At 61.8% G+C, this 24679-nt stretch carries 17 protein-coding genes and 1 pseudogene; 9 read left to right on the top strand and 9 right to left on the bottom strand.

Translation table 11 applies throughout. From position 1 onward, the window contains the following. Positions 1 to 170: 170 nt before the first annotated feature. From NTH_RS14010 to NTH_RS13995, 4 genes and pseudogenes are all read right to left on the bottom strand, one after another. A complete protein-coding gene (locus tag NTH_RS14010; RefSeq protein WP_422392399.1) occupies positions 171 to 1424 on the bottom strand; it encodes an MATE family efflux transporter in 1254 nt (417 codons plus the stop codon). A gap of 113 nt (positions 1425 to 1537) precedes the next feature. Beyond that, a complete protein-coding gene (locus NTH_RS14005) occupies positions 1538 to 1693 on the bottom strand; it encodes a hypothetical protein (RefSeq protein WP_338530584.1) in 156 nt (51 codons plus the stop codon). 22 nt (positions 1694 to 1715) lie between these two features. Then, on the bottom strand, positions 1716 to 2498 hold the full coding sequence (locus tag NTH_RS14000; protein WP_338530583.1) for a hypothetical protein: 783 nt from the start codon (positions 2496 to 2498) through the stop codon (positions 1716 to 1718). 62 nt (positions 2499 to 2560) lie between these two features. Further along, positions 2561 to 3264: pseudogene (locus tag NTH_RS13995) on the bottom strand (DUF899 domain-containing protein). 698 nt (positions 3265 to 3962) lie between these two features. Between NTH_RS13995 and NTH_RS13990 the strand changes: the two are divergent. From NTH_RS13990 to NTH_RS13980, 3 genes are all read left to right on the top strand, one after another. Further along, positions 3963 to 4325, top strand: coding sequence for a thermonuclease family protein (locus NTH_RS13990; protein WP_338530582.1), 363 nt, complete (start codon positions 3963 to 3965; stop codon positions 4323 to 4325). Positions 4326 to 4348: 23 nt separating this feature from the next. Beyond that, the gene (locus NTH_RS13985) at positions 4349 to 5185 is read left to right on the top strand and encodes a D-alanyl-D-alanine carboxypeptidase family protein (protein WP_338530581.1); all 837 of its coding nucleotides are present in this window, start codon (positions 4349 to 4351) and stop codon (positions 5183 to 5185) included. Between the two features lie 541 nt (positions 5186 to 5726). Further along, entirely contained in the window at positions 5727 to 7094 is a 1368-nt protein-coding gene (locus tag NTH_RS13980) for a PRC-barrel domain-containing protein (RefSeq protein ID WP_338530580.1), read from the top strand. A gap of 72 nt (positions 7095 to 7166) precedes the next feature. Here the strand turns inward: NTH_RS13980 and NTH_RS13975 are convergent, their stop codons facing one another. Further along, complete coding sequence (locus NTH_RS13975) at positions 7167 to 7346, bottom strand: hypothetical protein (RefSeq protein WP_338530579.1); 180 nt, start codon at positions 7344 to 7346, stop codon at positions 7167 to 7169. A 353-nt stretch (positions 7347 to 7699) separates the two neighbouring features. On the opposite strand from NTH_RS13975, the gene NTH_RS13970 reads away from it, so the two are divergent. Further along, the gene (locus tag NTH_RS13970) at positions 7700 to 8233 is read left to right on the top strand and encodes a transglutaminase-like cysteine peptidase (RefSeq protein ID WP_338531917.1); all 534 of its coding nucleotides are present in this window, start codon (positions 7700 to 7702) and stop codon (positions 8231 to 8233) included. Positions 8234 to 8559: 326 nt separating this feature from the next. On the opposite strand, the gene NTH_RS13965 is transcribed toward NTH_RS13970, so the two are convergent. Then, positions 8560 to 9132, bottom strand: a complete 573-nt coding sequence (locus NTH_RS13965) for a hypothetical protein (protein ID WP_338530578.1) — start codon at positions 9130 to 9132, stop codon at positions 8560 to 8562. Between the two features lie 165 nt (positions 9133 to 9297). Further along, entirely contained in the window at positions 9298 to 10071 is a 774-nt protein-coding gene (locus tag NTH_RS13960) for a hypothetical protein (RefSeq protein WP_338530577.1), read from the bottom strand. A gap of 1460 nt (positions 10072 to 11531) precedes the next feature. On the opposite strand from NTH_RS13960, the gene NTH_RS13950 reads away from it, so the two are divergent. The 5 genes from NTH_RS13950 to NTH_RS13930 all read left to right on the top strand — a co-directional run bounded on the left by NTH_RS13950 (position 11532) and on the right by NTH_RS13930 (position 21043). Continuing rightward, on the top strand, positions 11532 to 13223 hold the full coding sequence (locus tag NTH_RS13950) for a hypothetical protein (RefSeq protein ID WP_338530576.1): 1692 nt from the start codon (positions 11532 to 11534) through the stop codon (positions 13221 to 13223). Positions 13224 to 13350: 127 nt separating this feature from the next. After that, entirely contained in the window at positions 13351 to 15393 is a 2043-nt protein-coding gene (locus NTH_RS13945) for a type I secretion protein (protein ID WP_338530575.1), read from the top strand. A 20-nt stretch (positions 15394 to 15413) separates the two neighbouring features. Next, positions 15414 to 18008 (top strand): type I secretion system permease/ATPase, encoded by a 2595-nt coding sequence (locus NTH_RS13940; protein ID WP_338530574.1) that lies wholly within the window; start codon positions 15414 to 15416, stop codon positions 18006 to 18008. A gap of 14 nt (positions 18009 to 18022) precedes the next feature. Further along, the gene (locus NTH_RS13935; RefSeq protein WP_338530573.1) at positions 18023 to 19360 is read left to right on the top strand and encodes an HlyD family type I secretion periplasmic adaptor subunit; all 1338 of its coding nucleotides are present in this window, start codon (positions 18023 to 18025) and stop codon (positions 19358 to 19360) included. Positions 19361 to 19381: 21 nt separating this feature from the next. Beyond that, a complete protein-coding gene (locus NTH_RS13930) occupies positions 19382 to 21043 on the top strand; it encodes a GNAT family N-acetyltransferase (RefSeq protein WP_338530572.1) in 1662 nt (553 codons plus the stop codon). A 362-nt stretch (positions 21044 to 21405) separates the two neighbouring features. Here NTH_RS13930 and NTH_RS13925 read toward each other — a convergent pair whose 3' ends face one another. Next, on the bottom strand, positions 21406 to 22710 hold the full coding sequence (locus NTH_RS13925; RefSeq protein ID WP_338530571.1) for an HlyD family type I secretion periplasmic adaptor subunit: 1305 nt from the start codon (positions 22708 to 22710) through the stop codon (positions 21406 to 21408). Between the two features lie 152 nt (positions 22711 to 22862). After that, positions 22863 to 24617 (bottom strand): type I secretion system permease/ATPase, encoded by a 1755-nt coding sequence (locus NTH_RS13920; protein WP_338530570.1) that lies wholly within the window; start codon positions 24615 to 24617, stop codon positions 22863 to 22865. Positions 24618 to 24679 lie beyond the last annotated feature (62 nt).

Here is a 24679-nt window from a genome sequence, read left to right as displayed (position 1 = left end):
AGAGCGGGGAGCCACTAGATCAGTTCGCCGTTGCACAAAGACGGTGAACGGATCTGACCATTTGATTCTTCGCAGTTCCGGACCGAGAACCGATCTCCACTTTTCCTGGAAATACTATTGAGCAGCGTGGCGCGGCAGCTCGACTGGCGATGGCCATCAAGGGCTGCGGGTCAGGCGAAGGTTTCGCGCGTTCGGCGCGGCAGGATGGCCAGCAGGCTGAGACCGCGGATGACGAGGAAGAGGTGCAGGGCCGCCCACAGGCCGTGATTGCCGAACGCGTTGCCCAGCGCGAAGGCGCACAGGACAAAGACCGCCAGCGAGACCAGCATCATGTTGCGCATGTCGCGCGACCAAGTGGCGCCGATGAAGATGCCGTCCATCTCGAAGGCGAGCACGCCGCTGACGGCGATCAGCGCAGCCCAGGGCAGATAGGCAATGGCGAGCGCACGCACCTCCTCCGCCGTGGTGACAAAGCGGATGAAGGGCCCGCCGAAGAGGAAAAATACTGCCGTGGCGGTGCCCGCCAGAACGAACCCCCACAGGACCGTGAGGCCGACGGCGCGGCGAAAGGCCCGCAAGTGGCGCGCACCAACGGCGCGGCCTGCAAGCTGCTCGGCGGCGGTGGCGAAACCATCGAGGAAGTAGCCGGCAACGAGGAAGAAGTTCAAAAGAACGGCGTTGGCGGCCAGCGTGACGGTGCCAAGCTGCGCGCCCTGGCGGGTGAAAAGCGCATAGGCCGCCAGAAGCGCGAAGGAGCGCACCATGATGTCGACGTTGAGCGCCATCATGCGCGCCAAGGCCGCAAAGTGGAAAACGCGGCTCGCAGGCACGCGGATGAAACGCCGTGACAGGATGGCGAAGCCGACGAGCGTGGCGGTCACCTCTCCGCCCACTGTGCCCCACGCCACCCCTTCGAGCCCCCAGCCCATATGCAAGCCGAGGAAAAGCGATAGGCCAATATTGGTGCCATTAAGGATGACCTGAAGCGCAAGGCCGAGGCCGCCTTCCCCGCGTCCGAGCACATAGCCGAGAATGGAGAAATTCAGGAGCGTGAAGGGAGCCGCCAGCATGCGGATGGCGATATAGGCGTGCATGGCCTCGGCTACGCGTGGCTCCGGGCTGATGAACCAGATGCCGAAGGTGGCGACGACGGCAGTGAGCAGGATGAGCGCGATGCCGACGATGGCAGCCACGGCCACTGAGCGCATGAGGATCGTCTGCTCCTCCTCGCAATCGCCGCGCCCATGTGCCTGGGCCACGAGACCGGTGGTGCTGGAGCGCAACGAATTGAAAGTGTTGAAGACGACATCGAAGACGATGGCGCCGGCGGCGAGACCGCCGAGAAGCGCGGCATCGCCCAACTGCCCGACTATGGCCGTATCGACGATGCCCAAAAGCGGCGTCGTCAGATAGGCCAGCGTCATTGGCACCGCCACCGTGAGCACCAGCCGGTTCGTAACATCGAACGGCCGAGCGGTGTGCGAATATGACGAAGCTTGATCCACTGGACGGCCCGGACGCTGGAAATCAGCTCAGGTCATGGTTTCGCGGCAAAGACCGACCAGACCAGCTGTTGTTTTTTGCAGTCGCGGATGGAGATCCGCTGCTCCCTCGAATTGCCTTGCGCGGCCATGAATGCCTCGCCGGCGGACAGCATGCAACGGCCCTCGCCTCCTTTTTTTTTGCGAAACATGATTCGCTGGTGGCTCGATCGCTCAAACGCTCGTACGCAAACCGAAGTTCGGAAAGATCACGATCAAACCATGCGTCTGCCGTCCCGTCGATGGCGTCTTGCTCGCGATGCGTGCCAGACAAGGAATCACGGATGATTCATGCCCCGCAGTCGCAGACTCGATATGGGCCGTGCGGCGAAGGCCGGAATAGGTGTCGCCGCCCTGCCGATCGCTCTTGGCGACGGCGAACCGGAGCTTGTCCGAGTCTTCGAACGCGTTCCCGAGCTGACCCGCGCTTGGCGACTGGTTACCCATCCCGACGCCAGGCACCTTCCGCGCGTTGAAGCGTTCTTCGAATTCGTCAACTCGGAAATCGAGGCGTTGAACCCGGTCCTCACGGGATGAATTCTCCAGCGAAGAATCTGCTTGGGCGTCTGTGTGGCAGCCCTCGGTCACGTAGCGAGCCTCTGCTGCGGTGCGAGATTCAAGGGATCTTCCGCATATATGGTGCGGGGCAAGGATTGGCGTCTTCCCCACTGCTGTGGGAGGCTCAGGCGGCTGCCAATAGGCTGCCTTGCAGTAGTTGATGCCCCACCTCGATGTCGCACCCGACGAAGCCAGTTCGCTGTTCGTGGCATCGGCGACCCGTTGGTAAAGGCCGGTGTGGTCATCGCCGCCTACTGTGGCGAAACGGCGGGCGAGGTCGACCACGATCAAAAGGTCCGGCGCATTATGGAGGTGGTGAAGAAACCGCTCATGCCGCGCACCGAGAAATGCCGAGTTTTCGCTCGACAGCCAGGCGCATTTCCGGCGCGCGTGCGTCATCAGCGGATCCGGACCGTCATGTATCCTCCTTGGCTGCCTCTTGTGCGAAGCCGGTCCATGCATCACCGGGGCGAATTCTCGTAGCGGTCGTGGTGGCGCACCCAGTCCATTCCCCCGGCCTCATTGCGCCCCTTCGGCGTGAGGTCGAGCATTGCGTAGGTGCCCATCATCACCTCCACACCACGACCAAAAGTGGAGTAGGTGTGAAAGACATCGCCAGTCTCGTCCTTGAAGAAGGCGCTGACGCCAGGCCATTCCTCGCCAGTCTCCCGCCATTGGCCAAAGTTGTAGTCGATATGGCCAGTGGCAACCTCTTCAGGCGTGAAACTGACGCGGAAATCATAATTGAACGAGTTGCTGTTCGACGACACCCACTCGAATTGCCAGCCCATGCGACTGCGAAAGCGCTCGATCTCGACAAGCGGGGCGCGCGACACGGCGATCATCGTAACGTCGTGGTTGCCAGATGCATATTCATACCGTCGGTGTGGTCGGCCATGAAGGAGCAGCTCGGGCAGCCTTGCTTCCATCCCGGCGCGAACATGAAATGTTGCACAAGAAGCTGCGATCGACCGTCGAAGAGATCGGCAAGCGTGCGCGGGCCATCCAGCGTGTCAAACATGTATTCCTTGTGGATGCGCACCCATGGTAAGGCGCGCCGCTGTCGGGCGACCTTGTCGCGAAGACGCGTGAGTTCCTTCTCCGCCTGCAGCAGGGCCCGGCGGGCGGTCAGCCACTCATCGCGTGAAACAACAGCGTGTTGCATTGCTAGTCTCCTATGGTTTGCGTGTCGGGGTGTTGCGGCACTGCGAACGGGTTGAAAGGAGCTCCAACCATGGCGATAGGTGAAAGAAGCTCATCAGCAGGTACATCAGGGCCATATCGTCGATCAGCACGAAAGCAGAGGTGGCTGAGCACATCGTCATGCTCGGCATGCCAATGGCGGAAATCCAGGTCATCAGTGCGAAGGTCGGGGAGGCGGCGAGCCCGAGCTAGCCGGCCGCATCGACCGCCGGCCCCGACAGCGAATCGACTTGCTCTCTTGCTGAAAGCGTCGTCATTTCCAGTCCTCTCAGTCCGCCTTTTTCAACGATTGCGACAAAGATACTCTACCTCGGGCGGTGCGTCGGGTGAGAGTTACAAGTGTGACGGGATTTCAATTGGATCGCTGATCACTGCCGCGGCACGCGCTCTCCCGGCTGGCGATCCGCTGGCTGCGCCGAAACGGCTGCGTTGCGCTATCAGCGCTGCACGTGATGGCGCGGCTCGGCGACCTCGCGCGCTAGGGACCGAACTTTGGCTTTACCAGATTAGCGGTGTTGTGGACGCCGATTTACCTTGCAGAAATCGTACGTTGTAGATCGCGTATGTGAACCCCTTCTTTTTCCGGTGGAATTGCTGTGGAATGGTCGCGACCCGAAGTGACTACATGGTCAGCAAGAATTCTGGATTGAGAGGTAGAATGTGATCGGACTGGCCAGCGTTGCTGTCTTAACCTGCGGCGCCCTCTCCGCCATCGACGGCGACACGATTAGTTGCGACAGTCAGAAGATGCGCATCACGGGTCCGGCTGCGCTGAACCGGTGCGGCATCAACACGCCCGAAACGCCCAGTCCAAAGCGCCCAAGAGAGAAGGCGCTGGGTGAGCAGGCAAAGCAGCGGCTGGAGGAACTCCTGCCAGAAGAAGTGCAGGCTGAAGTCTCTTGCCTGCGCGATCGTCAAGGTCAGCCATTGGCCTGGGTCAGGATGTCAAATGGCGAAACGGCTGGGGAAGTTCTTCGGAACGGCTATGCTGCTCGCTGGCGTCCAGGCCACTGGGTGCCGTGATTCAAATGAGGGCGAAGTCCCACGTGCGCTTTCTCGCTATGATCATGGCTGCTCTCATGACGCTGGCGGGATGCAGCACCAGTGCCGTACTGACACCCGCCGTTCCGCCGCTGGAATCGGAAAAGTATGCGGCGATTGTCGTTGATGCCAATTCCGATAGGGTCCTTTACGAACATGCATCGAGGGATGCCCGCTATCCCGCCTCACTCACCAAGATGATGACGCTTTACCTTCTGTTTGAGGCGCTGGACTCGGGACTCATTGACCTTTCCGATCAGATTCCCTTCTCCAACTACGCTGCCTCCCGTCCCCCATCGAAACTCGGCTTGAAGGCCGGCCAGAGCTTAGACGTCCAAGCTGCCATCTTGGCCCTTTGCGTTAAGTCTGCAAACGACGTTGCCACCGCGGTAGCTGAACATCTTGCTGGTTCCGAGGAGCAGTTCGCCGGTATGATGACTGCGAAGGGACGCCTAATTGGCATGCACTCAACCACATTCCGCAATGCTTCGGGTCTGCCCAATTCGGAGCAGATCTCCACGGCACGTGACATGGCAATGCTGGCACGTGCCTTGCGTAAGCGCTTTCCGCATCGCTATCACTACTTTGCCAACCGCAGCTTCGCGTACGGCGGCAAAACGATCCGCGGACACAACAAACTCCTCGGCCGCGTGGATGGGGTCGATGGTCTAAAGACGGGCTATATCCGCGCGTCCGGCTTTAACGTCGCCACCTCTGCCGCTCGCGGTGGCCGGGGGGTTATCGCGATTGTCATGGGCGGGGAGAGCGCGACTGAGCGTGACGCCCATATGGAAAAGCTGATTGATATATATCTGCCACGTGCCGTCGTAGCAGGCCGTTGATTGCGCTCAGTGCCGGCGTACGGTGCCCGTATAAGATCTGGTCTGCGTCTGGCGCGCCAAGGTTCGCGAGTTGTTGGAGCCCTTCGCCGGGATGTCCTAACCTCCGCACCGGGCTCGCCGTAAGCTGTGACAGTGCGGCGATGCGCGAAAGGCGCTCCTGGGCAACGATTGGCGGGAGGGCCGTGATGGAACCTGGTCATGTCGTCCTACAGGGTCCTTTGACGGTTCCAGAGCATTGAGGCAGGGCCCCATCGCGCTGGCGGGACTGCCTCCTTTTGTGCCCGCCGTTGAACCAGCGCGAAAGATGCCTTCGCCAGGTGGCTGCTTGGGCGCTGAGTAGTGCGAGGGCCGAAACGGCCTCGCGCCGGAACCTCGTCGGTGGCCGACCGCTTTTTCGGAACATTTGGGCCCTGCCGTTATTGGCGAGTAGAGCGACTGTCATAAGCCGCCGAAGCCAGATCGATGCGCAGGCAATGGGTGATTCAACGGGGTGCCGAGGCGCCACGGGGTTGATGTCTGCGCGCAGCCAAGGAGGAAAGAAATGCACAGACAACGTATCGCACTATTTGCGACCGGCCTACTTTGCGGAACCATTCTCACGCCTGCTTTGGCCCAGGAAAACGACCGTGCCGCCGGCAATCAGCAATCCTGTGAACGGCTGACGCAGCTTATCCAGGAAAACGAAGACAGATTCCGGAGCGAATGGATCAACGAGGCGAACGACGTCGTGCGCCAAGGGGAGAGGCAGGAATGCGCGCAGTACGTGGCGCAGGCCGAGCAAGCTGTCGAGCGTCTCGATGCGCGTGAAGCACGAAACCAGCAGACAGATACCGGTGAACAGCGAGCCGAAGGCCAGTCGGGACAGCAGGCACAACAGACCGATCCAGACAGGATCGTGGTGGAGCAGCCGAATCCGCGGGTGACCGTTCAGCAGGATTCGCCGGAGATCACCTACGATCAGCCAGAGCCTCGCGTAAACGTGCGTCAGGGGCAGCCGGAGGTTATCGTCCGTCAGGCCGAGCCGACGGTCCGGGTCGAGATGCCGCGCCCGAGGATCACCATCGACCAGCCTGAGCCGGAGATCGTGGTCCGCATGCCGGAGCCCGATGTCGCGGTTTCAGTGCCTGAGCCGGAGATCGACGTCTCTCAGACCCAGCCCGAGGTGCGGGTCCGGCAGCCGGAACCTGAGGTCAGGATTCAAGACGAGGGCGACGCGCGGGTGCAGGTCGAGCGCAGCCAGCCCATCGTGCAGCAACAGGACCAGGGCCAACAGCAGGCTCAGGTAAATGTGGAACGCCAGCGGCCGCAAGTACGCTACGAAGCCGCGCGGCCGAATGTGCAGTTCGAAATGACCGGCGAGCCACAGGTAACCTTCAACCGCACGGGCGAGCCGCAGGTGCGGTTCGAAACGGCCGAACAGCAGCAGACGGCCGACCAGCGTCAGCAGAGGCGTGGCGGCGAACAGGATCAGCAGCAGCAGGCACGCGCCCAGGCGGACGGTGCCGAGGAGACGGCTAGCGTCGGCCAGCAGGGCGTCTCCGACCGGACCTACCGGATGCTGCGCGGCGATGGCGGCCAGGAAGCCTCAGGGCAGACAGCATCCGTTCCGGTTTCGGAGATCGTCGACCGCGACCTCGTCAATGCGCGTGGCGATGAACTGGGCACGGTGGAGAGAGTGATCAGGTCCAATGACCGGCTCTATGTCGTCCTTTCCCACGGCGGCTTCCTGGGGCTGGGCGAGGATGAGGTCGCCCTCCCGCTCGACAGGATCTCGGCATTGCGCGGTGGCGATGAACTCGTGCTGCGCGGCATGACCGAGGAAGACATCGAACAGCTTCCAGAGGTCGACGCTGATGCCGACCAGGAGCTGGGAAGCGGCCAGGAGGTCAGGATATCGCAGTCTTCGTAACGCTTTGAACCCATGTGCAGGCCCCGCCGGTCTTGCTTGGCCGGCGGGGCAACCTGTGGAAACTCGAATTGACTAAGTGCCGTGCGAGACCCCTACGAACTCGCCCCCCGATAGCCGCTTGGGAACGGCCTCCTCGATCACCTGAAAGCCAATCGCCGCCGCTGCCTCGAGCGCGGCGAGCCGGGCCGCTTCGCGAGCACCGGGCTCTCCTTGTCCGTTCCGGACCACAATATGGCCCGATAGTATATGCATTGGCACGCCTGCGGCGCCCGCTCGCATCCTGCAGGTGAGCTTATTCAGGCGGGGAGAAGGACTGTCTTGAGGCACTTGCGGGCTTCGGAAACGCTTCGGCGGAGCGGTCGCCGCCTGCCCGAGACAAGGTCCTTCAAATCCTTTGAAGGACGTTAACGAATTTTTAACAGTCCGCGCAATGGAAAGCCGTGAATTACGGTTCGAAAGACTTGCTAAAGCAATTTGTACTAAGCACTCTGATTAATATAGAGGGGACTTATATGATTCGATTTATTTGGGTCATGATGGCGGCCGCCGGACTGTGGGGTTGCAGTCAGTCTGCGCCGATCGCCTCCACCGCTGCAATCGGCACGATGCAGGAAACCGCTCCGATCGGAACCCATATGGTGCTGCGCGGCCATGCCTTCCCGCCGCCGGCCTTCTTCCCGTTCTGCTCTCGCGAGCCGCAGTTGTGCAACACTGTAGGCACGGTGAAGGCCGTTGAACTGACGCCTGCCCGCACGGCGGAACTCAAAGCCGTCACCGTATCCGTCAATCGCGCCGTCAAGGAGATGAGCGACCTCGAATCGACCGGCAAGGCAGATGACTGGCGCCTGCCCAAGCGAGTGGGCGATTGCGAGGACTTCGCCATCCGGAAGAAGCAGGAGTTGCTCAAGCGCGGTTGGCCGGCCTCTAGCCTTCTGCTCACGGTCGCCACGCGCGGCGGCGAGGGCCATGTGGTGCTCACGGTCAGGACCGACCGGGGCGATTTCGTTCTCGACAATATGACGGATGCCGTCAGGGACTGGTCCAAGTCGCCGTACCGCTATTTCGCTCGCCAATCCCAGTCCGTCCCAGGCAAGTGGGAACGCATCGGCACGATCAGCAAGCCGGCGGCGACGAGCTGAGGCACCCGCCTGCCTTCCAGAGCGGTTGCCGGAGAAACGCGGCGACAGCAGTTGCACGCGCCTTGAGAGCAGACGGATCTCCCGACAGCCCGGCCAAGTGGTCCTTTCAGCAACAGCGTGCCGTGGAAGAGATGCTGTTCCGCTCAGTGCACCGCTTCCCTTCCGGGCGCGGAAACTCTTTACCATCCGGGCACTCGATGTCGCGGATAACGCGATTGAAGTACACGCCACAACATCATCATAGGCAAACTGGGACCGTATGATCGGACGACCGCTGCTTCGACCAACTACCGGCCGGCGCACCTGCTGATGGGCACAGGGGGTCCTCAGCCGGTCCGGTTGCGGACAGGAGCTGGAGCCGCACCAGTTCCGGCGAGCGGATGGGACATGGTGTCAAGAAGCGTACCTGCTACCCCGTCGATCACGACTGTCACCTCTATACTGAGTGACGCCACGGGATCTGCGATAAGCACTTCCTCCAGCTGGTGCATGCCATTTACCCGAAGCATGTAGCAGGCGGTTTTAAGCCGCATGCCGGTTGGATTGCCGCGATAGTCGGCTACCAGCCGCCGGAAATCCGGCGATATGCGTTTCGCCTTCAAAGGTCGTGCATGGCGTTTCAATTGTTCGATCGTTTCGCGGAGAAAAATCCTGCCTTCGCGGCTCGGCAGATTGCCTGCCAGCGTGGCGACCTCCTCCGCACAGCAACCGACAAGGAATGCCGCTTTCGATGCAGGATTGCGCAAAAAGCGTATCGGACGTTCGGCGTCGCCGCAGACCATACCGATGGCCTGAGCCATGACGGCCGCAGCTTTCGGAAAGCCGCGGTCGATCCGCGCAACCAGTTCCCGTACGAATGGGTCGGGCGACACCAGATATGGATACCGGTTGGCCGTCATCGGTTCAGCTATCCAGTCCGCGGGGGATGCGCCATGAGGAATGTGGGGCTTTCGGCATCAGTGGCGGCGGGCGCATGGACGTAAGGCGGTGGTGATCGGAAGTGCGGCTGACACAGGCAGGGACGAGCGCGTCGGCGCTCGTCCCTTTGAGATGGCATTCTCCGTTTAACCGCCGGAGCCGCCTGCGCCCCCCGAGCCACCGGAACCGCCGCTGCCGCCGCTACCACCGCTGCCACCGCTGGTGCCGCCACCGCCGGTGCTGCCGCCATCGCCGCCATCGCCGCCGCCGGAGTCGCTTCCGCCGCCGCCGCTGGTACCACCGCTGGTGTCACCACCACCGGTGCTACCGCCATCGCCGCCGTCGCCGCCGCCGGAGTCGCTTCCGCCGGAACCGCCGCCACCGCCGCTGGTGTCACCACCACCGGTGCTGCCGCCGTCGCCGTTGCCGCCGCCGCCGTTGCCGCCGCCGCCATTGCCGCCGCCGCCATTGCCGCCGCCGCCATTGCCGCCGCCGCCATTGCCGCCGCCGCCGTTGCCGCCGCCGCCATTGCCGCCGCCGCCGTTGCCGCCGCCGCCGTTGCCGCCGCCGCCGTTGCCGCCGCCGCCATTGCCGCCGCCGCCGTTGCCGCCGCCGCCGTTGTCGCCGCCATTGCCGCCAGCGCCGCCGTTGTCGGAGTCACTAAAGCCGCCCAGCGCTCTGGACACGATAGACGTTGTCAGTGGCGGACATTGCTGAAGCTGCTCAGGCGTCAGGATGGCGCCGCGATTGAGCGCGACACAGCAGATCGCGAAATTGTCCACCGTCAGTGGTTGGCACTGCTCTAATGCCAGGCGTGGCCGTGGACTGTTTTGTGCAGCCGCCGGTACAACCGTCGACATTACTGTGGATGATAGGAGCAAAGCTGCGCTCAGCCCGCTCCCCAAGGGGTACAGGTACATCGTCTTCTCCTTTGAGGAAAAAGGCGCCCCGTCCCCTTTTCGAGCGCGTATCAACTGCTACGACTACGGTAACAGATTGTTAATGATACCAGCGCCTCCTGATTTCTGCAATCTATAGCAGCGTACCGATGCGAGTACCGCTGCCGCTATCGTTGGAATATTGGAGGATTCGCGACCGGCAGCGCGAAAGGCTATCCTGCACCTGGCGCCAGAGGCTGTTAGGACTAGTAAATAGGGACTAGTAAACATAGTGAGGCCTGCTGGGCGCAGTGCCTCTCGCAAACCTTACCCCTTGCATTGTTTCCGAAGCGGAATGGGCGCTTGTGGTGCCTGATCCGTGGCTTCTGTCCGTAGAATGCGGTCAGCGGACGCATTCGCCGCGCGCGGTCTTCAAACGGTCTGCGCTACATCGCCAGGACACACGGTAGCGCTGGATGCCCAACGATCTGCCGCCGTGGGCGATCGTGTACCAGCAGGCGCGGCGCTGGCTGCGGCCGGCTGCTTCTAGATGCTCTTGCGCCTGGCCGCTGGCAGGGATGCGCATCCGAGCGCAGCCATCGCCGACAGTTGCACCCCTGCGTTCCACGTCCGCCAATGATGATGGCCGTTTCTTGTCGAACCTCGCCAGGCCGGCAACCGGGTAGATGAGGAGGCTCTCCGTGTTCGTCCAGTTCAGCCGTCCCACGAGCAGCAGGATTCGTGGAGTCCGGGCATTCCGTCTTGTTCTGGCAGCGCCGCAAAACCCGAAGGTCACCATAAGGTGATCACGACCGACCATTCGCCCCGCCCCCGCAGCAGCGCCCGCCGCTTCCGGCAAACTTGCTCGCCTTAGCCCCGATGAACCCAGCGCGACCTGGCGCTGTCTACCAAGTAAGGGTCTGCGGCGGCCCGCACCATAGCTCGATCTATGTGGGACCGTTGGCCGGGTCCTGCCGTTTAGTCCATCGCAGTTAATCCTCATCGAGACATCCATAGGCAGGTTGCAGGCGCTGCTCCGAAGAATGGAAGCGCAAATGCCATGTGTCGCCGCCTTCGCCTTCTAACGGCTTGCAGGTCCACTTGGAGCTGTGCGGCAATAAATGCACGGCCGAGGTATCTCGGACGGTTTAGCTCCAACTGACAGCTAACAAACTGCCCTTCGCAGCGGCAGACTTCCTCTCTGGCTTGGGAACCATGTGAAGCTGCGGCTTTCTCATTCTCCCGATGCCTGATGCGCACCGGCGGTGCGTATCCTCCGTCGAACGACGGTGAGATCCACTAGCGAAGGGAGGTTAAGCACACAAACAAGCATGCTCCACGGATCGCCGATCGTACGTCCCCTCGGTCTGGTGGTCCAAAAAACATCAAACCCAACGGCCGTGTGCAGCTCAAAACCACATTAGAGATGACAGTGGTTCGGTTGTCGCGGCCCCACTTCTGAGGACACAACAATGGTCGACAGAAATAGCGACAACATCAATGTGCTTGGCTGGCAGTTTATCGGAAACGAGATCGACTTGGGAGACGCCAAGAGCGAGTCCGATTCCGACGCCAAGAGCGACGCCGACGCAAAGGCTGATGCGGATGCAAAGAGCGACGCCGACGCCAAGAGTGACGCCGACGCAAAGGCTGATGCGGATGCAAAGAGCGACGCCGACGCAAAGGCTGATGCCGACAGCGATGCAAAGGCCGAGGCAAACGCCAAGAGCGAAAACAAGAACGAAAACGAGAACAAGAACGAGAACGAAAACGAGAACAAGAACGTCAACTACAACGAGAACAAGACCGACGTTGATGTTGACGTTGAGCTCGACCTTGCTCTCGAAGGCGATCTTGGCACCGACGACAACGACCTCATTGACGTTGATCATGGTGGCAGTGTCGATGTCGACGGCGACATGGTCTCTGCTTTCGGTGACGTCGATTTCGATCCGGGCGACGACATAAGCCTTTCGAACTTCCTGAACGGTTCGTTGATTGGCGATGGCACAAACACGGCCAACGTCATCACCCAGACCGCCCAGATCTATGACAACGACACCCTGGAAGAAGCCATCGTCAAGAACGACGCCGAATTCGACGTCGATCAGAAGGCCGAGGGCGGCGAAGCGAAGTCTGGTGACGGCATCGTGGCCGGCGGCTACGGCGGCGAAGGCGATTCCGATGCCGATGGCGGCAACGGCGGCGACACGAAGACTGAAGGCGGTGGTGCCATCGGTGGCTTCGGCGGCGACACCAAGGCCGAGGCCGATGAAGCCGATGGCGGCGACGGCAAGGCAGACGATGCCAAGGGCGGCGAAGGCGACAGCGGCGATGCCAAGGCCGAAGGCGGCCATGGTGTTGGTCTGGGCCTTGGGCTCGGCCTAGGGCTCGGTGCCGGGCTGGCAACGGGTGGCGACAGCAAGGCCGAAGGCGGCGACAGCGACGCCGACAGCAAGGCCGACGCCGACAGTGGCGCAGATGCCGACAGCAAGGCCGAAGCCGAAGACGCCGGCAACGCAAAGGCTGATGCCGACGACGCCGGGGACGGCATCGATGCTCATGTGCCGATCATCCCCATCCTGAACTTCGGAGAAGGCGGCGATAGCGACGCCAAGGCCGAAGGTGGCGACAACGACGCCGACAGCAAGGCCGACGCCGACAGCGACGCGGACGCCGACAGCGACGCCACGGCTGGCCGCGGCGGCGACGCCACGACCGACGATGGCGGAGACGCGCTTGGTGCCGGTGTTGGCATCGGTGCGGGATTCGGGCTCGGCTTGGGCGTTGGCGGTGACGCCAAGGCGGACAGCGGCGATGCCGCAGGCGGCGACGCAAAGTCCGAAGGCACCGGTGGCGATGCGCTCAGCGGCGCTTGGGCCGATAGCGATGCCGATGGCGGCGGCGCCACGGGCGGCTGGGCCTACGGCGGTGGCGGCGGTGGCGGCGGTGCTGCTACCTCTACCGGCACCGGCGGCGCAGGCGGCGCAGGCGGAACCTGGGGCAGCAGCAACGGCGACGATGGCTATGTCTTCGGTGAAAGCGCTGCTTCGGCCGACGCAAGCAACAGCCTGTCGGCATTCAACCAGGAAATCGTGATGGGTGCGAACCTGCAGCAGAACGCGGTCGACATGACCGTGGTCGGCGGCAACCTCAACAGCACGGTTATCGGCGAAGACGACCAGGCGGCCTAAGGCTGACCGATTTCGTGCCAGTCACGAACTCACCGACAACGGACTGCGCGGGAAGCCGCGCAGTCCACTTCCAAAAAGATCGGCTTGAACAACACCGGTCGTCAGACAGGAGGCGAAGCTCGTGCATATGGATAAAATCACCGAGGCGATCGCCCACTTCATTGGACTGTTCGAAGTTTCACTGGAAGAAGCGCGTCTGCGCGACCAGTACGACGAATTCAGAGCTCTGAAGGCAAGACAACCAGATGAAGGGGATCTGTGGGCCTCGCAGGAAACGGTCAAGGCTCCATATTCCTTCGAGGGCTTCGCGCCCGAGCTGAAATATGTCTCCCCGGGGCCAGAGCTGACCCCTTTGGATGTGCTGCCATACTTTAGATATACCCCGCAACACATCCCGATTGCGCCGGCACAGGAAATCACCATTTCGGGTTCCCTGAAAGCGCATCTGCAGGGAGCGTGGCCGGGAACCGCCATAGATCTCCCCGATCTCCAGCCACCCGGCTCGGTGGCGACCGTCATAGCCCAGTACATCAGGCTACACGATGACGACTATTTCTCGGTCGGCGAGCACGGTCTGGTGTTCTCGCCTGCAATAAGCGACGGGTCGGAATTGATCGCCCTTATGTCGGAGGCGAAGAACCTGTCGCCTCTGAGGGATTTGCAGATTTCCGATCTCTCCGAAGGCGCCCGCGACTTTTCAACGACAGTGACGGAACTGATCGCAGCGCCATATGAGCCTGGTGATGAAGCGGAGGTGTTCACGGTCCACTCCGCAACGATCGAAGGAACGTATGTAAACGGGCAGCTCGTCGATGAAGCGCCCGAGCTGGAAGACTACCTCGACCTCAAAAAGGATGAAGAAGACGAGGAAGAGCGCGAGGAAGAGGGCGAGGAAAATGACGGCATTGTGCACGGCAGCGACCGGAAGGGGGAGACTGCCGAAGCGGGTTCCTCGATCAGCCATAGCGGGAACGAAGCTTTCAAAGCCTCGGTCGAACTGCAGGCCGGCGGCAATTTACTCGTCAATTCGGTCAGTCTGGAGAACAACTGGCTCGCCGGTTCCGTCTGCGCGGTCGTCGGCGATCACATCGAGATCAACGCGGTTATCCAGATCAATGCCTGGTGTGACACCGACTGGCTTACCACCGCTTTCGGCTCCCTGGCCGATGGTCCGCCTACGCAGGCCTTCAATATCGCGACGTTCGAGCGCCTGGATCCTTCCAAGGAAGCGACGGGCGCTGGCGACGCGCTTGAGAGCGACTTTCCAAAGCACTGGGTGGTGCAGGAGATCGACGGCGATCTCATGATCATGAACTGGCTCGAGCAATATACGTTCATGATGGACAACGACATCGGTGTTCTGTCGTCCTCCGGCGTAACCACGCGGATAATCGGCGGCGGCAATACCGCGACAAACGATATTTCTCTGACCGAACTGGGCAAGAACTACGACCTCATCATCATCGGCGGTTCTGTTTTCGATCTGAACATCATTCAGCAGTTGAACATCCTGTTCGAAAACGACCTGATCGGCGCAACTCCTGGCTTTCAGACCTCCGGTACCGCGTCGGTCTCGATGAGCGACAACCTGCTTTGGAACCAGGCCCATATCTATACAATCGGGAGGGCCGACCGCTTCGAAGCCCTGTCGGAAGCGTATGGACAAGCGGCGGCGAGCTTTGCAAACGGCAACGGCAGCCTCTCAGACGGCGTTCTGAACGACAGTGCCTTCGCCGGCCTCGAAACGCTCCGTGTGCTCTATATAAAGGGCGACCTCATAGACGTTCAGTTCGTCAAACAGACGAACATCCTCGGCGACAGCGACCAGGTCGCGCTCGCGATGGACGCTGTCAGGCCTCACCCGGAATCCGACTGGACCCTTTCAACAGGCGCCAATTCACTGGTCAATATGGCCGGAATTCTGGACGTGGACGCAGCGGGCAAGACCTATGTCGGTGGCTCCCAATATTCGGACGAGCTCCTGATACAGGCCGAACTGATCTCCAGCGACCCGGATCTGGGCGCTCAGGATCCCGACAAGCTGGCCACAGAGGCTGTCGCCTTTCTGGGCGACGACACGACCGATGCCAATCAGAATTCGCCAGAGGGAGCGGGCTACACCCCGACCGACGCCGGACAATCCGACGGCCTGCAAAGCATGCTTGCTTGAGCCGTTCCATGGGGGCACCGATGACCGACGACCGCAATACAGCCTGGGTCTCCCGTGAAGCAGAGGAGCCGGGAAGCGCGAATGAGAGGAATGATGATCATCCTCGTGCACTTTCCGAGGCGCTTGCGCCGGTGGAGAAGGACATCGAGCGCGCGGTCAGCCAGATCGACGAGGTGATCGCCGAGTTGCACAAGGTCGCGGACGAAGACGCGGTCGCGCATCCGGCAGTTCGCGTTCGGGAGGCAGAACCACCCCTGGGCGGCCGGCCTGCGATGGCCGCCTCGGCAAAGAAAACCGCTCCACAGGTCAATGGTACACGCGCGGCACCCAACGCCTCGCCCCCTCCCCCGCAGCCTGCGCAGGCTAAAGACCCTGTCCAGACACATCCTCCCGGACACCATCCGCGTCAAGCGGACGTCGTGAGGGAGAGACCTTCGCAGGCATCTGCGGGCACAACACAAATGGAAAAACCGGCCGGTGTGCCGAATGGAGAGCCGCGGGGAACGAGGGCATCGGAAGAGACAACCGCAGGTTTCCGCCAGAGGCAGGAAGCCGCTGCCACAGCGCGCGCGCCGATTGACGAACAAGATGCCCTTCCTCGAACGTCCGAAGCGGGCAAATCGGCCAATGGCCAATCACATGCCAATGGACAGTCACATACAGCAACCACCAGCGCAAAGGCGGCCACCGCTGAACCGACCAAGAATGAAGGCGTACCGCCTCCACAGGTGAAGAGCGAGAAATCCCCGGAAGGAATGGTAACGATCGATGGCGACCGGGGGCCCGTCAAGACAGCCGAAGCGCCGCCTCAAAACGGTGGTTCGTCCGGCGGCGGCAGAGGCGGATCCGGCGGCCGCGGTGGCGGTGGCGGTGGCGGAGCGTTTCACAAGCGCTTGGGCCCTGTGGACTTCGCCGCCTCGCTGAAGGCGGGAAAACTGGCCGTCAGAAAGAATCTCATGGTGGTGATGGTGTTTACCGTCGCGGCCAATGTGCTTGTGCTCAGCATTCCTCTGTATCTCTTCCAGATATCGGACCGCGTGCTCACCAGCCGTTCGACGGACACGCTTGTCATGCTGACGATCGTGGTCGTCGGGGCTGTTGTTCTGCAGGCCACGTTCGATGCCATCCGACGGTTCATTTTGATGCGGACCGCAGTGGAGGTTGCCGCGCAACTGGGATCGCCCATTCTCAGCGCGGCGGCTCGAGCCTCCCTCCACGGAAACGGCCGCGAGTATCAGACGCTGGGCGATCTGCAACAACTCCGCTCCTTCCTGGTCTCGGGAACTTTGCTGTCCTTCCTCGATGCGCCGATGGCGCCCTTGTTCATTCTGGCAGTGTTTCTCGTCCACCCGGACCTCGGCTTCATCGTCGTTACCGCGGCGCTTCTGCTGCTGGTGCTCACGCTGTTGAACCAGCGGGCGACGTCCAACCCCTTCGGCGATGCGAACGCCGCGCAGAGCAAGGCCAATCTCCACCTCGATTCCATGTCGCGCAATTCCCAGATCATCAACGCGCTGGCGATGATCCCCGAAGCCGTGAAGATTTGGGGCAGGGATACGGCAGGTTCGCTCCGGTCGCAGGTCATCGCGCAAGACCGCAACATTGCCTTCGCGTCGATCTCCCGCGCCACGCGGCTGCTTACGCAGGTGAGCATGCTGGGATGGGGTGCCTACCTTGCGATCGACGGGGTGATAACAGGCGGGATGGTCATCGCCGCCTCGATCATCGCCGGTCGGGCCCTGGGCCCGATCGAAGGCGCGATCGAGGGCTGGAACCAGTTCGTGCAGTCACGCGCATCCTATGGCCGGATTACCACGCTGCTGCAGAACTCGCCGCTGAATTTCGAGCGGTTGAACCTTCCGCGGCCGGAAGGGCGTCTCGACGTGGAGCGGTTGCTCTATGTGCCCCAGGGCACCAAGCGCGTCGTCCTCAACGGCATCTCGTTCTCCCTCACGCCGGGAGAGTCCCTGGCGGTTATCGGGAATTCGGGGGCCGGCAAGACGACGCTCGGCAAAATGCTGGTCGGGTCCATCCTGCCGACCTCCGGCAATGTGCGCCTGGACCTCATGGATCTGAGGAACTGGGACCAGCGCCAGTTCGGCGAGAACATTGGCTACCTGCCGCAGGACGTGCAACTCTTCCCCGGCACGATCAAGGCCAACATCGCGCGCATGCGCGAAGACGTCACCGATGCAGAAATCTATGAAGCTGCCCAACTCGCCGACGTGCACGAGATGATCGCCACTTTGCCCCATGGCTATGAGACCCTGGTGGCGGCTGACGGTTCTCCTCTCTCGGGAGGTCAGAAGCAGCGGGTCGCCCTTGCGCGCGCCTTCTTCGGCAATCCACGAATGGTGGTGCTCGATGAGCCGAACTCCAACCTGGACAGCGCAGGCGACGCAGCACTCGCACGGGCGCTGCAGCACGCCAAGAATAACAAGATAACAGTGATCACCATAACCCAACGGCCCTCGGTCCTGCAGAACGTCGACAAGATACTGCTTCTCGTGAACGGGACAGTCGCACTCTTCGGCAAGCGCAGAGATGTAGTTCAGGCGCTGGAATCGCGCGGGATCAGCATCGAGGGCGGATCGTTCGGACACCAGATCCAGTAGTAGGGCGCAGAAGTATGTCGGATATTGCGAAGGTTCACGATCTCCAGTGGTACTCCGAAGTTCCACGATCGATCTGGAAGCAAACAACCGTCGGCCTTGTGCTGCTGGTGGTGAGTTTCGGCGGCTTCGGAACGTGGGCCCTCACGGCGCCACTGGCTGCGGCAGTAATTGCGCAAGGCAGCTTCGTTGCGACCGGCCAGAACAAGATCGTGCAGCATCTGGAGGGAGGCATCATCAAGCAGATCCTGGTTGACGAAGGCGACCTGGTGGAAACCGATCAGCCGCTGGTGGTTCTCGACGAGACGGCGGCGCGCGCCAAGGAACGCCAACTGGTCCTGCGCAAGGCAAGACTGGAAATAATTGCCGCTCGTCTGGCCGCCCAGGTCCAGGGAAGAGACACTATCGAACTGCCACCCGTCATCAGCCAGAACCTGGATGACCCGGATATCTCGGCGATCCTGCACAGCCAAAAGCTCAGCTTCGATGCCTGGCGCAGCAAACTGGCTAGTGACTTGCAACTGCTCGACCAGAACATCGAATCCTACGGCTTTAGGGCCACCGGCTATGAACGGCAGCGCGAGGCGGTGCAGGAGCAGCTGCAGCTGCTTCAGGAGGAATACGAGGGAAAGAAGACGCTGCTCCACAAGGGCTTGATCCGTAACACGGAGGTAAAGGCCATCCAGCGCGCCATTGCTGAAGCGCAAGGACAGATCGGCCGGCTGTCGGCGGAAATCGCCGAGACGAAATCACAGATGGTCAAGCAGGAACAGCAGGCGCGGCAGACGCGAAATACCTATCAGGAAGCGGCGCTGGATGAACTGCAAGGAATAGAGGCCGATCTCGAGAGCGTAAGGGAACAGGCGCGCGAGGCGGCAAACGTACTGCACCGGGCGACCATCAATGCTCCCGTGGCCGGCACGGTCGTGCGCCTTTACTACCATACGCCCGGGGGGGTGATTGAGAGCGGCAAGCCGATTCTGGAGATCCTTCCGGCAGACGCTCCCCTTATTATCGAGGCTCAGGTCTCGCGCAACGAGATCGACAGCGTGAAGGTGGGGCAAAAGGCAACCGTGCGGCTGACTGCTCTCAACCAGCGCACCACGCCAGTGCTGAACGGGGATGTCTTCTACATCTCGGCGGATTCACTTGCCGAGCAGACACAGAACGGCGACCGCGAGGTCTATCTCGCGCGGATCCGGCTTCCCGTCAGCGAGCTCACCCGGGTTCCCGGCTTTGCACCGACACCCGGCATGCCTGCGGAAATCCTGATCCAGACGATGGAGCGGACATTCTTCAGCTACATCACCAAGCCGATCACCGACAGTATGGCCCGGGCATTCATGGAACAATAGTGCAGGTGTGGAGAGTGGGGAATGTTTATCGACACAATAAGAACAACAGAAGAACTGCACGCACTTCGGGGCGATTGGGACAGGATCTATGCCAGCGATCCGGACGCCCAGTTTTTTCTGTCATGGAACTTCATGCATCGCTATCTCCGCCGCTTCAACGGAGCCTGGTTCATCCTCGCCGCCCGTCCGGGGCGGCGCGAGTCCGGCTACGTCGCTCTCCTGCCCCTGCGGCTAAGCACGAAGATGAATGGCAAGACCGGGCTCGCCTGCAACGAGATCAACATGGGAGGGAATTTTGCTGCGGATTACACCGGCATCCTGACCATGCCAGAGCATGCAGGCAGCGCCGTCCCGGCGTTCGCCGCCCACCTCAAGGAACTGCACTGGGCGAAGCTGCATCTTGAGAACTTCCGCGGCTCGGAGCGAAAGTGGCGGACCTTTGTCAGCAAACTGTCCGATGCGAAGCTGGCGATCCAGCCCATGCAGCGCATCAACTCCGACAACATCGACAACTGCATCTGTCCGGCCGCATCGCTCCCGGAATCCTGGGACCTCTTTCTGGAGCGGAACCTGAGCAGCAACACGCGACAAAAGCTGCGGCGGTTCCTGCGCAAGGTCGAAAATTCCGACGCGTTTGGCATCACGCACGCCGACGCCAGCACGGTGGAACGAGACATTGAAATCCTGCTCGAATTCTGGCGCATCAAGTGGAGCGCACGAAAAGGCAAGCTCCTGCCAGGCCTGATCCGGAGCAACCGCTCGATCTTCCGGAATGCTTTCCAGACCGGGAACCTTTTTCTGCCGGTCTTATGGCATGGGGAGAGACCCCTTGGGGCACTCGCCATCTTTCTCGATCCGGTGAAGAAGGCGCTGCTCTTCTACATGGCAGGCCGCGATGAGCAGGCAAACGATATCCCCGCGGGCCTGATCCTTCACGGGCACAGCATCCGCTACGGGATCGAAAACGGCTTCCGGACATACGACTTCCTGCGAGGCAACGAACCCTACAAATACTCATTCGGTGTTACGGACACGTCGATCCGCTGCGCGGTCGTCCGTACGACCACAGGGCGCAATCTCGGCGACAAGCTGGATTCCAGATCGCTGCACGGCATCTTCAAGCACGCGACCGAATTCCATAAGGAAGGCCGCCTGCCCGCGGCCCAGGTCGCCTACACGCAGATCCTGCAAACTCAACCATCTCATCGGCAAGCGCTCTATCAACTGGGCCAACTGCTTACCGAGAAGGGTGCTCATCGCCAGGCGGCCGAAATGTTCGGAGAACTTTCCAAGCTGTTACCCGCTTCTCTCAAGGTCTGGCTGCGACTGGGATTTGCATTGAAGGCAGCAGAGCGCTTCGCGGAAGCGATCGGTGCGTTCGAAAAGGCGATGCAGCTCAGTCCGGGGCTCACAATTGCGCGCTACGCCATCGGACAGTGCCTCCTCCGGCAGGGACGCGTCGGCGAGGCGACCGACGTGTTCCGATCGATCGTGCAGCAACCGGCAGGCGGAGAAAAAGATCGCGCGCTCCGCAAACGGGCTTGGCTGCTTCTTCACGGATTGACACGAGAGGATCCGCATTCGCTGCACAAGCAGGACAGGTTGGATCAGGTCGTTGCGCATCTGAAGAACTCCGCATCGACGATGCCTTTTTCCCCGGACGCTTTGGTTGGAGCAAAATGATGTAGTCGCGGCCAGTTCACGTCCGTATGTCACGCGGCCCGCGGCCGGGCTGTCACGCACCGGTCAGACCCGCGCCGACCTATGTAGGCATTGTTCTGGATCATACGGGCGGAGCGCCCGCACAGAGTACAGGTATGCGAGCACTTCAGGTTCGACGGCCAGCGCACACGCGTCGACCGGGGTGTTCGGTACCGCGGTGGCGTTTGGAACGACGCCATATCGTCCTATCGAGGCCGCTGACGAGCGGCGATACTCACCGAAGGCGGACAGGCCGACTGCTGTCTCCGCTCAAATAAAACCCGACTCTTGGGCGGTTCATCCGGCGCGAGGCGCCTACCGGTTTTCGGACCGTTCGGGGTGAACTATTCGCGGAACGCATGGCTGATCTGGTCCGTAAGCGGCTTCAGAAGGTAGGACATGACCGTGCGGTCGGAGGTACGCATGAACGCTTCGACGGGCATGCCGGGTCTTAGACTTCCCGCCTCGAAAGCCTCGAGATGGTTCCCGTGAAGCCGGATGCGAACCCTGTAGTAGGGAAGGCCGCTTCGTTCATCCTGCACCAGGTCGGGGGAAACGGTTTCCACCGACCCCTCGAGCTCGGGCGTCGTCTGCTGGCTGAATGCCGATAGACGAAGGTGGACGGGCTGGCCTGGCTCGACCTGATCGACATCCTGAGGCGCGACGCGCACCTCGACCGTCAGTTCGTCTGCGCTTGGTACAATCGTCATGATCGGTTCCCCCGCGCTGATCACGCCGCCGACGGTGTGAACGGCGAGCTCATGCACGCGCCCGTCTTGTGGCGCGCGTATATCCGTCCGCCGGAGCAACTCCTCCGCGGCGACCTTCCGTTCCTCGAGCTCGGCTAGGCGGGCTTCCGTCTCGCGCAGCTCGCCTGCGACCTCGCTGCGCCAGTCCTGCTGGAATTGCACGATGGCCATTTCCGTCTCGCTGATCCTGCCGTTTGCTTCTGCGATCGCAGCGACCAATTGTCCGCGACCACCCTCAAGCTGGACCTCCATCCGTTCCAGATCCAGAAGCCGCGAGCGCTGCACGAGCTGCTTCTCGACGAGCTCCCTGACACTTGCCATCTCCTCACGGACAAGGGCGATCTCTTTTTCCTTGGCGTCCCGTTGTGCCTGAAACCCGCCTATCTCCTCGCGGAGCTGGGAAATCCGCCTCCTGCGCTGCTCGATGTACGCCTCGTGGCCGGCGCTGCGGAGCGTAAAGAGCCTCTGCTCGCTTTGAATGACACGCGCCACATGTTGGGCGGCGGATCTGTCTTGCAAGTCGTGCGGGAAGGAGATTTCATCCGCACCCTCCCGCTCAGCGGCAAGACGGGCTTCGCGCGCCGAGAGTTCGTAGAGGCTCTTGGTGATGACAGCAAGATTGGCGCGCGTGAGGGTGTCGTCCAGCGTGATCAGGACATCGCCTGACTTGACCTCATCTCCGTTCGCCACATTGATCGTGCCGACGACGCCGCCGCTCGGATGTTGAACGGCTTTCAGGTTGGATTCAACCACGAGGTGACCACCAGCCACCACTGCTCCCGAAATCCTCGTCATGGCGGCCCATGTCCCAAGTCCGCCCACCAGTACGGCTACCATCGCAAGACCGGCCGCTATATTGCGTCGCAGTGAGCGGTCGCTTTCGGTCGGGCCCGATGACATGGGCGCCGGCGGGTTCAACCAAAGGCGTGTAAAAGCCACCGCCTGAGCCGCCGTGATGACTGCAATTCCGCGGCTCCTTGCGCCAATGTGGTCGATTCTCTCCGCGACAAGGTGGCGCAGGCGTGGACGTGCCATGCCGCTGAGATTCATCATCACAACACCTTCCCCGTCGAAGGGACGGCCTGCAGGGTTCCCTGTTCGGCAGTTCGTGTGGAGCCACGCACGATCGCCTCCTTGGAGCCGAACATCCGCTGGTGACCGCCTTCGAGCACAAGCAGAAAGTCCACTGCTGCCAGTGCGCTCGGGCGATGGGCGATTACGACGACGACACCGCCTCGGCGTTTCACCGCGAGGATTGCCTGCGTGAGAGCTCTTTCGCCAACGGTGTCCAAATTTGAGTTCGGCTCGTCCAGCACGACCAGGAACGGGTCCCCGTAAAGAGCACGAGCCAGTCCGATGCGCTGGCGCTGACCGGCAGAGAGGGAGGTACCGCCCTCGCCGATTTCGGTCTGATAGCCGCGCGGGAATCTCAGTATCGTTTCGTGCAATCCGGCCGTCCTGGCCGCAGCGATGATCGCCGCCGGTTCCGGCGCCGGATCGAAACGGGCGATGTTTTGCGCGATCGTTCCCGAGAAGAGCTCCACATCCTGCGGCAGATAACCGACATATCGCCCGAGCGCCTCGGCAGGCCAGTGCTCGATGGCTGCGCCGTCGAGGCGGACTCTGCCCCTGGCAGCTGGCCACACGCCGACCAGCGCACGGGCAAGAGAGGATTTGCCCGAGGCGCTCGGACCGATAATTCCGAGGGCGGATCCGGCGTTCAGGGAGAACGTGACATCGTTGGCGACCATGTGGCGGTCTCCAGGCGGGACGACGCTGAGACTTTCGACGGCTATTTCCGACTGCGGCGGCGGAAGCTGCATCTTATCTTCCTCGGCGGGAAAGCGGGCGAAAAGCTCGCCCAGCCGCAGCCAGCTTTGCCTTGCGGCAAGAAAGTTCTTCCAATGCGCGATCGCGAGCTCGACGGGGGCCAGAGCCCGTGCCGTCAGGATGGAACTTGCGATGATGATGCCGGGGGTAGCCTGCTGCTGTATGACCAAAAACGCGCCGATGGCCAGCACCACGGACTGCAGCAGCATGCGCAAGCCTCGAGAAGCTGCTCCGAACGAGCCGGTCACGTCGCTCGCCCGCACCTGGGCGAGCCGGTGCCTGTTGGAAGCGTGGCTCCAATGTGCGGCAAGGTTGGACCGCATGGCCATCGCCTCGAGAACCTCGGCGTTGCGGACGCTGGCCTGCGCAATTTTGTTGCGCCTGGCGCCATGTGCGGCAAGTTCGCCTGCGGGCCGGCGAACATATTTCTCCGTCAGCACGGTTAGCGCCAAAAGCACGACGGCGCCGGAAAGCGCGGCCATGCCGAGCCAGAAATGGAAGAAGAAGCAGAGTGCGATGTAAAGTGGGATCCACGGGAGGTCGAACAGGACGGCAGGGCCCCCGCTTGCCAGGAAACCGCCGATCTGATCGAGATCGCGGATGGGCTGCAGGCCTTCACCGGAGCGGCCTTTGACAAGAGGCAGCCGCGACATGATCCGGTAGCTCCGTTCGTTGAGGCGCTCATCCAGCCCGCTCCCTATGCGTGCCAGGACACGGTTGCGGAGGGCATCGAGTGCGGTCTGGAACGCATATATGACCGCCACCAGGAGGATAAGGGCCACCAGGGTAGGCACGCTGCGACTCGGCAGAATCCGGTCGTAGACTTGCAGCATGAAGAGCGGGCCCGACAACATGAGCAGATTTATCAGGCCGCTGAAGCCGGCGACTGCCAGGAATGCAAGCCGGAATTTCGCCAGGCAGGCGGCCAGTTCGGACCTTGCTGACGCCCGCGGTGTCTCGGAGATGGATCGTTGCATGGATTGTCTCTTCCAGACGGCCGGTTTTGCCGGGGGCGGACACGCGCCCTGAAAGCGCGGGT

The sequence above is a fragment of the Nitratireductor thuwali genome (assembly GCF_036621415.1).
Classification (GTDB): domain Bacteria; phylum Pseudomonadota; class Alphaproteobacteria; order Rhizobiales; family Rhizobiaceae; genus Chelativorans; species Chelativorans thuwali.
This window is presented reverse-complemented; position numbering and strand designations above follow the sequence as displayed.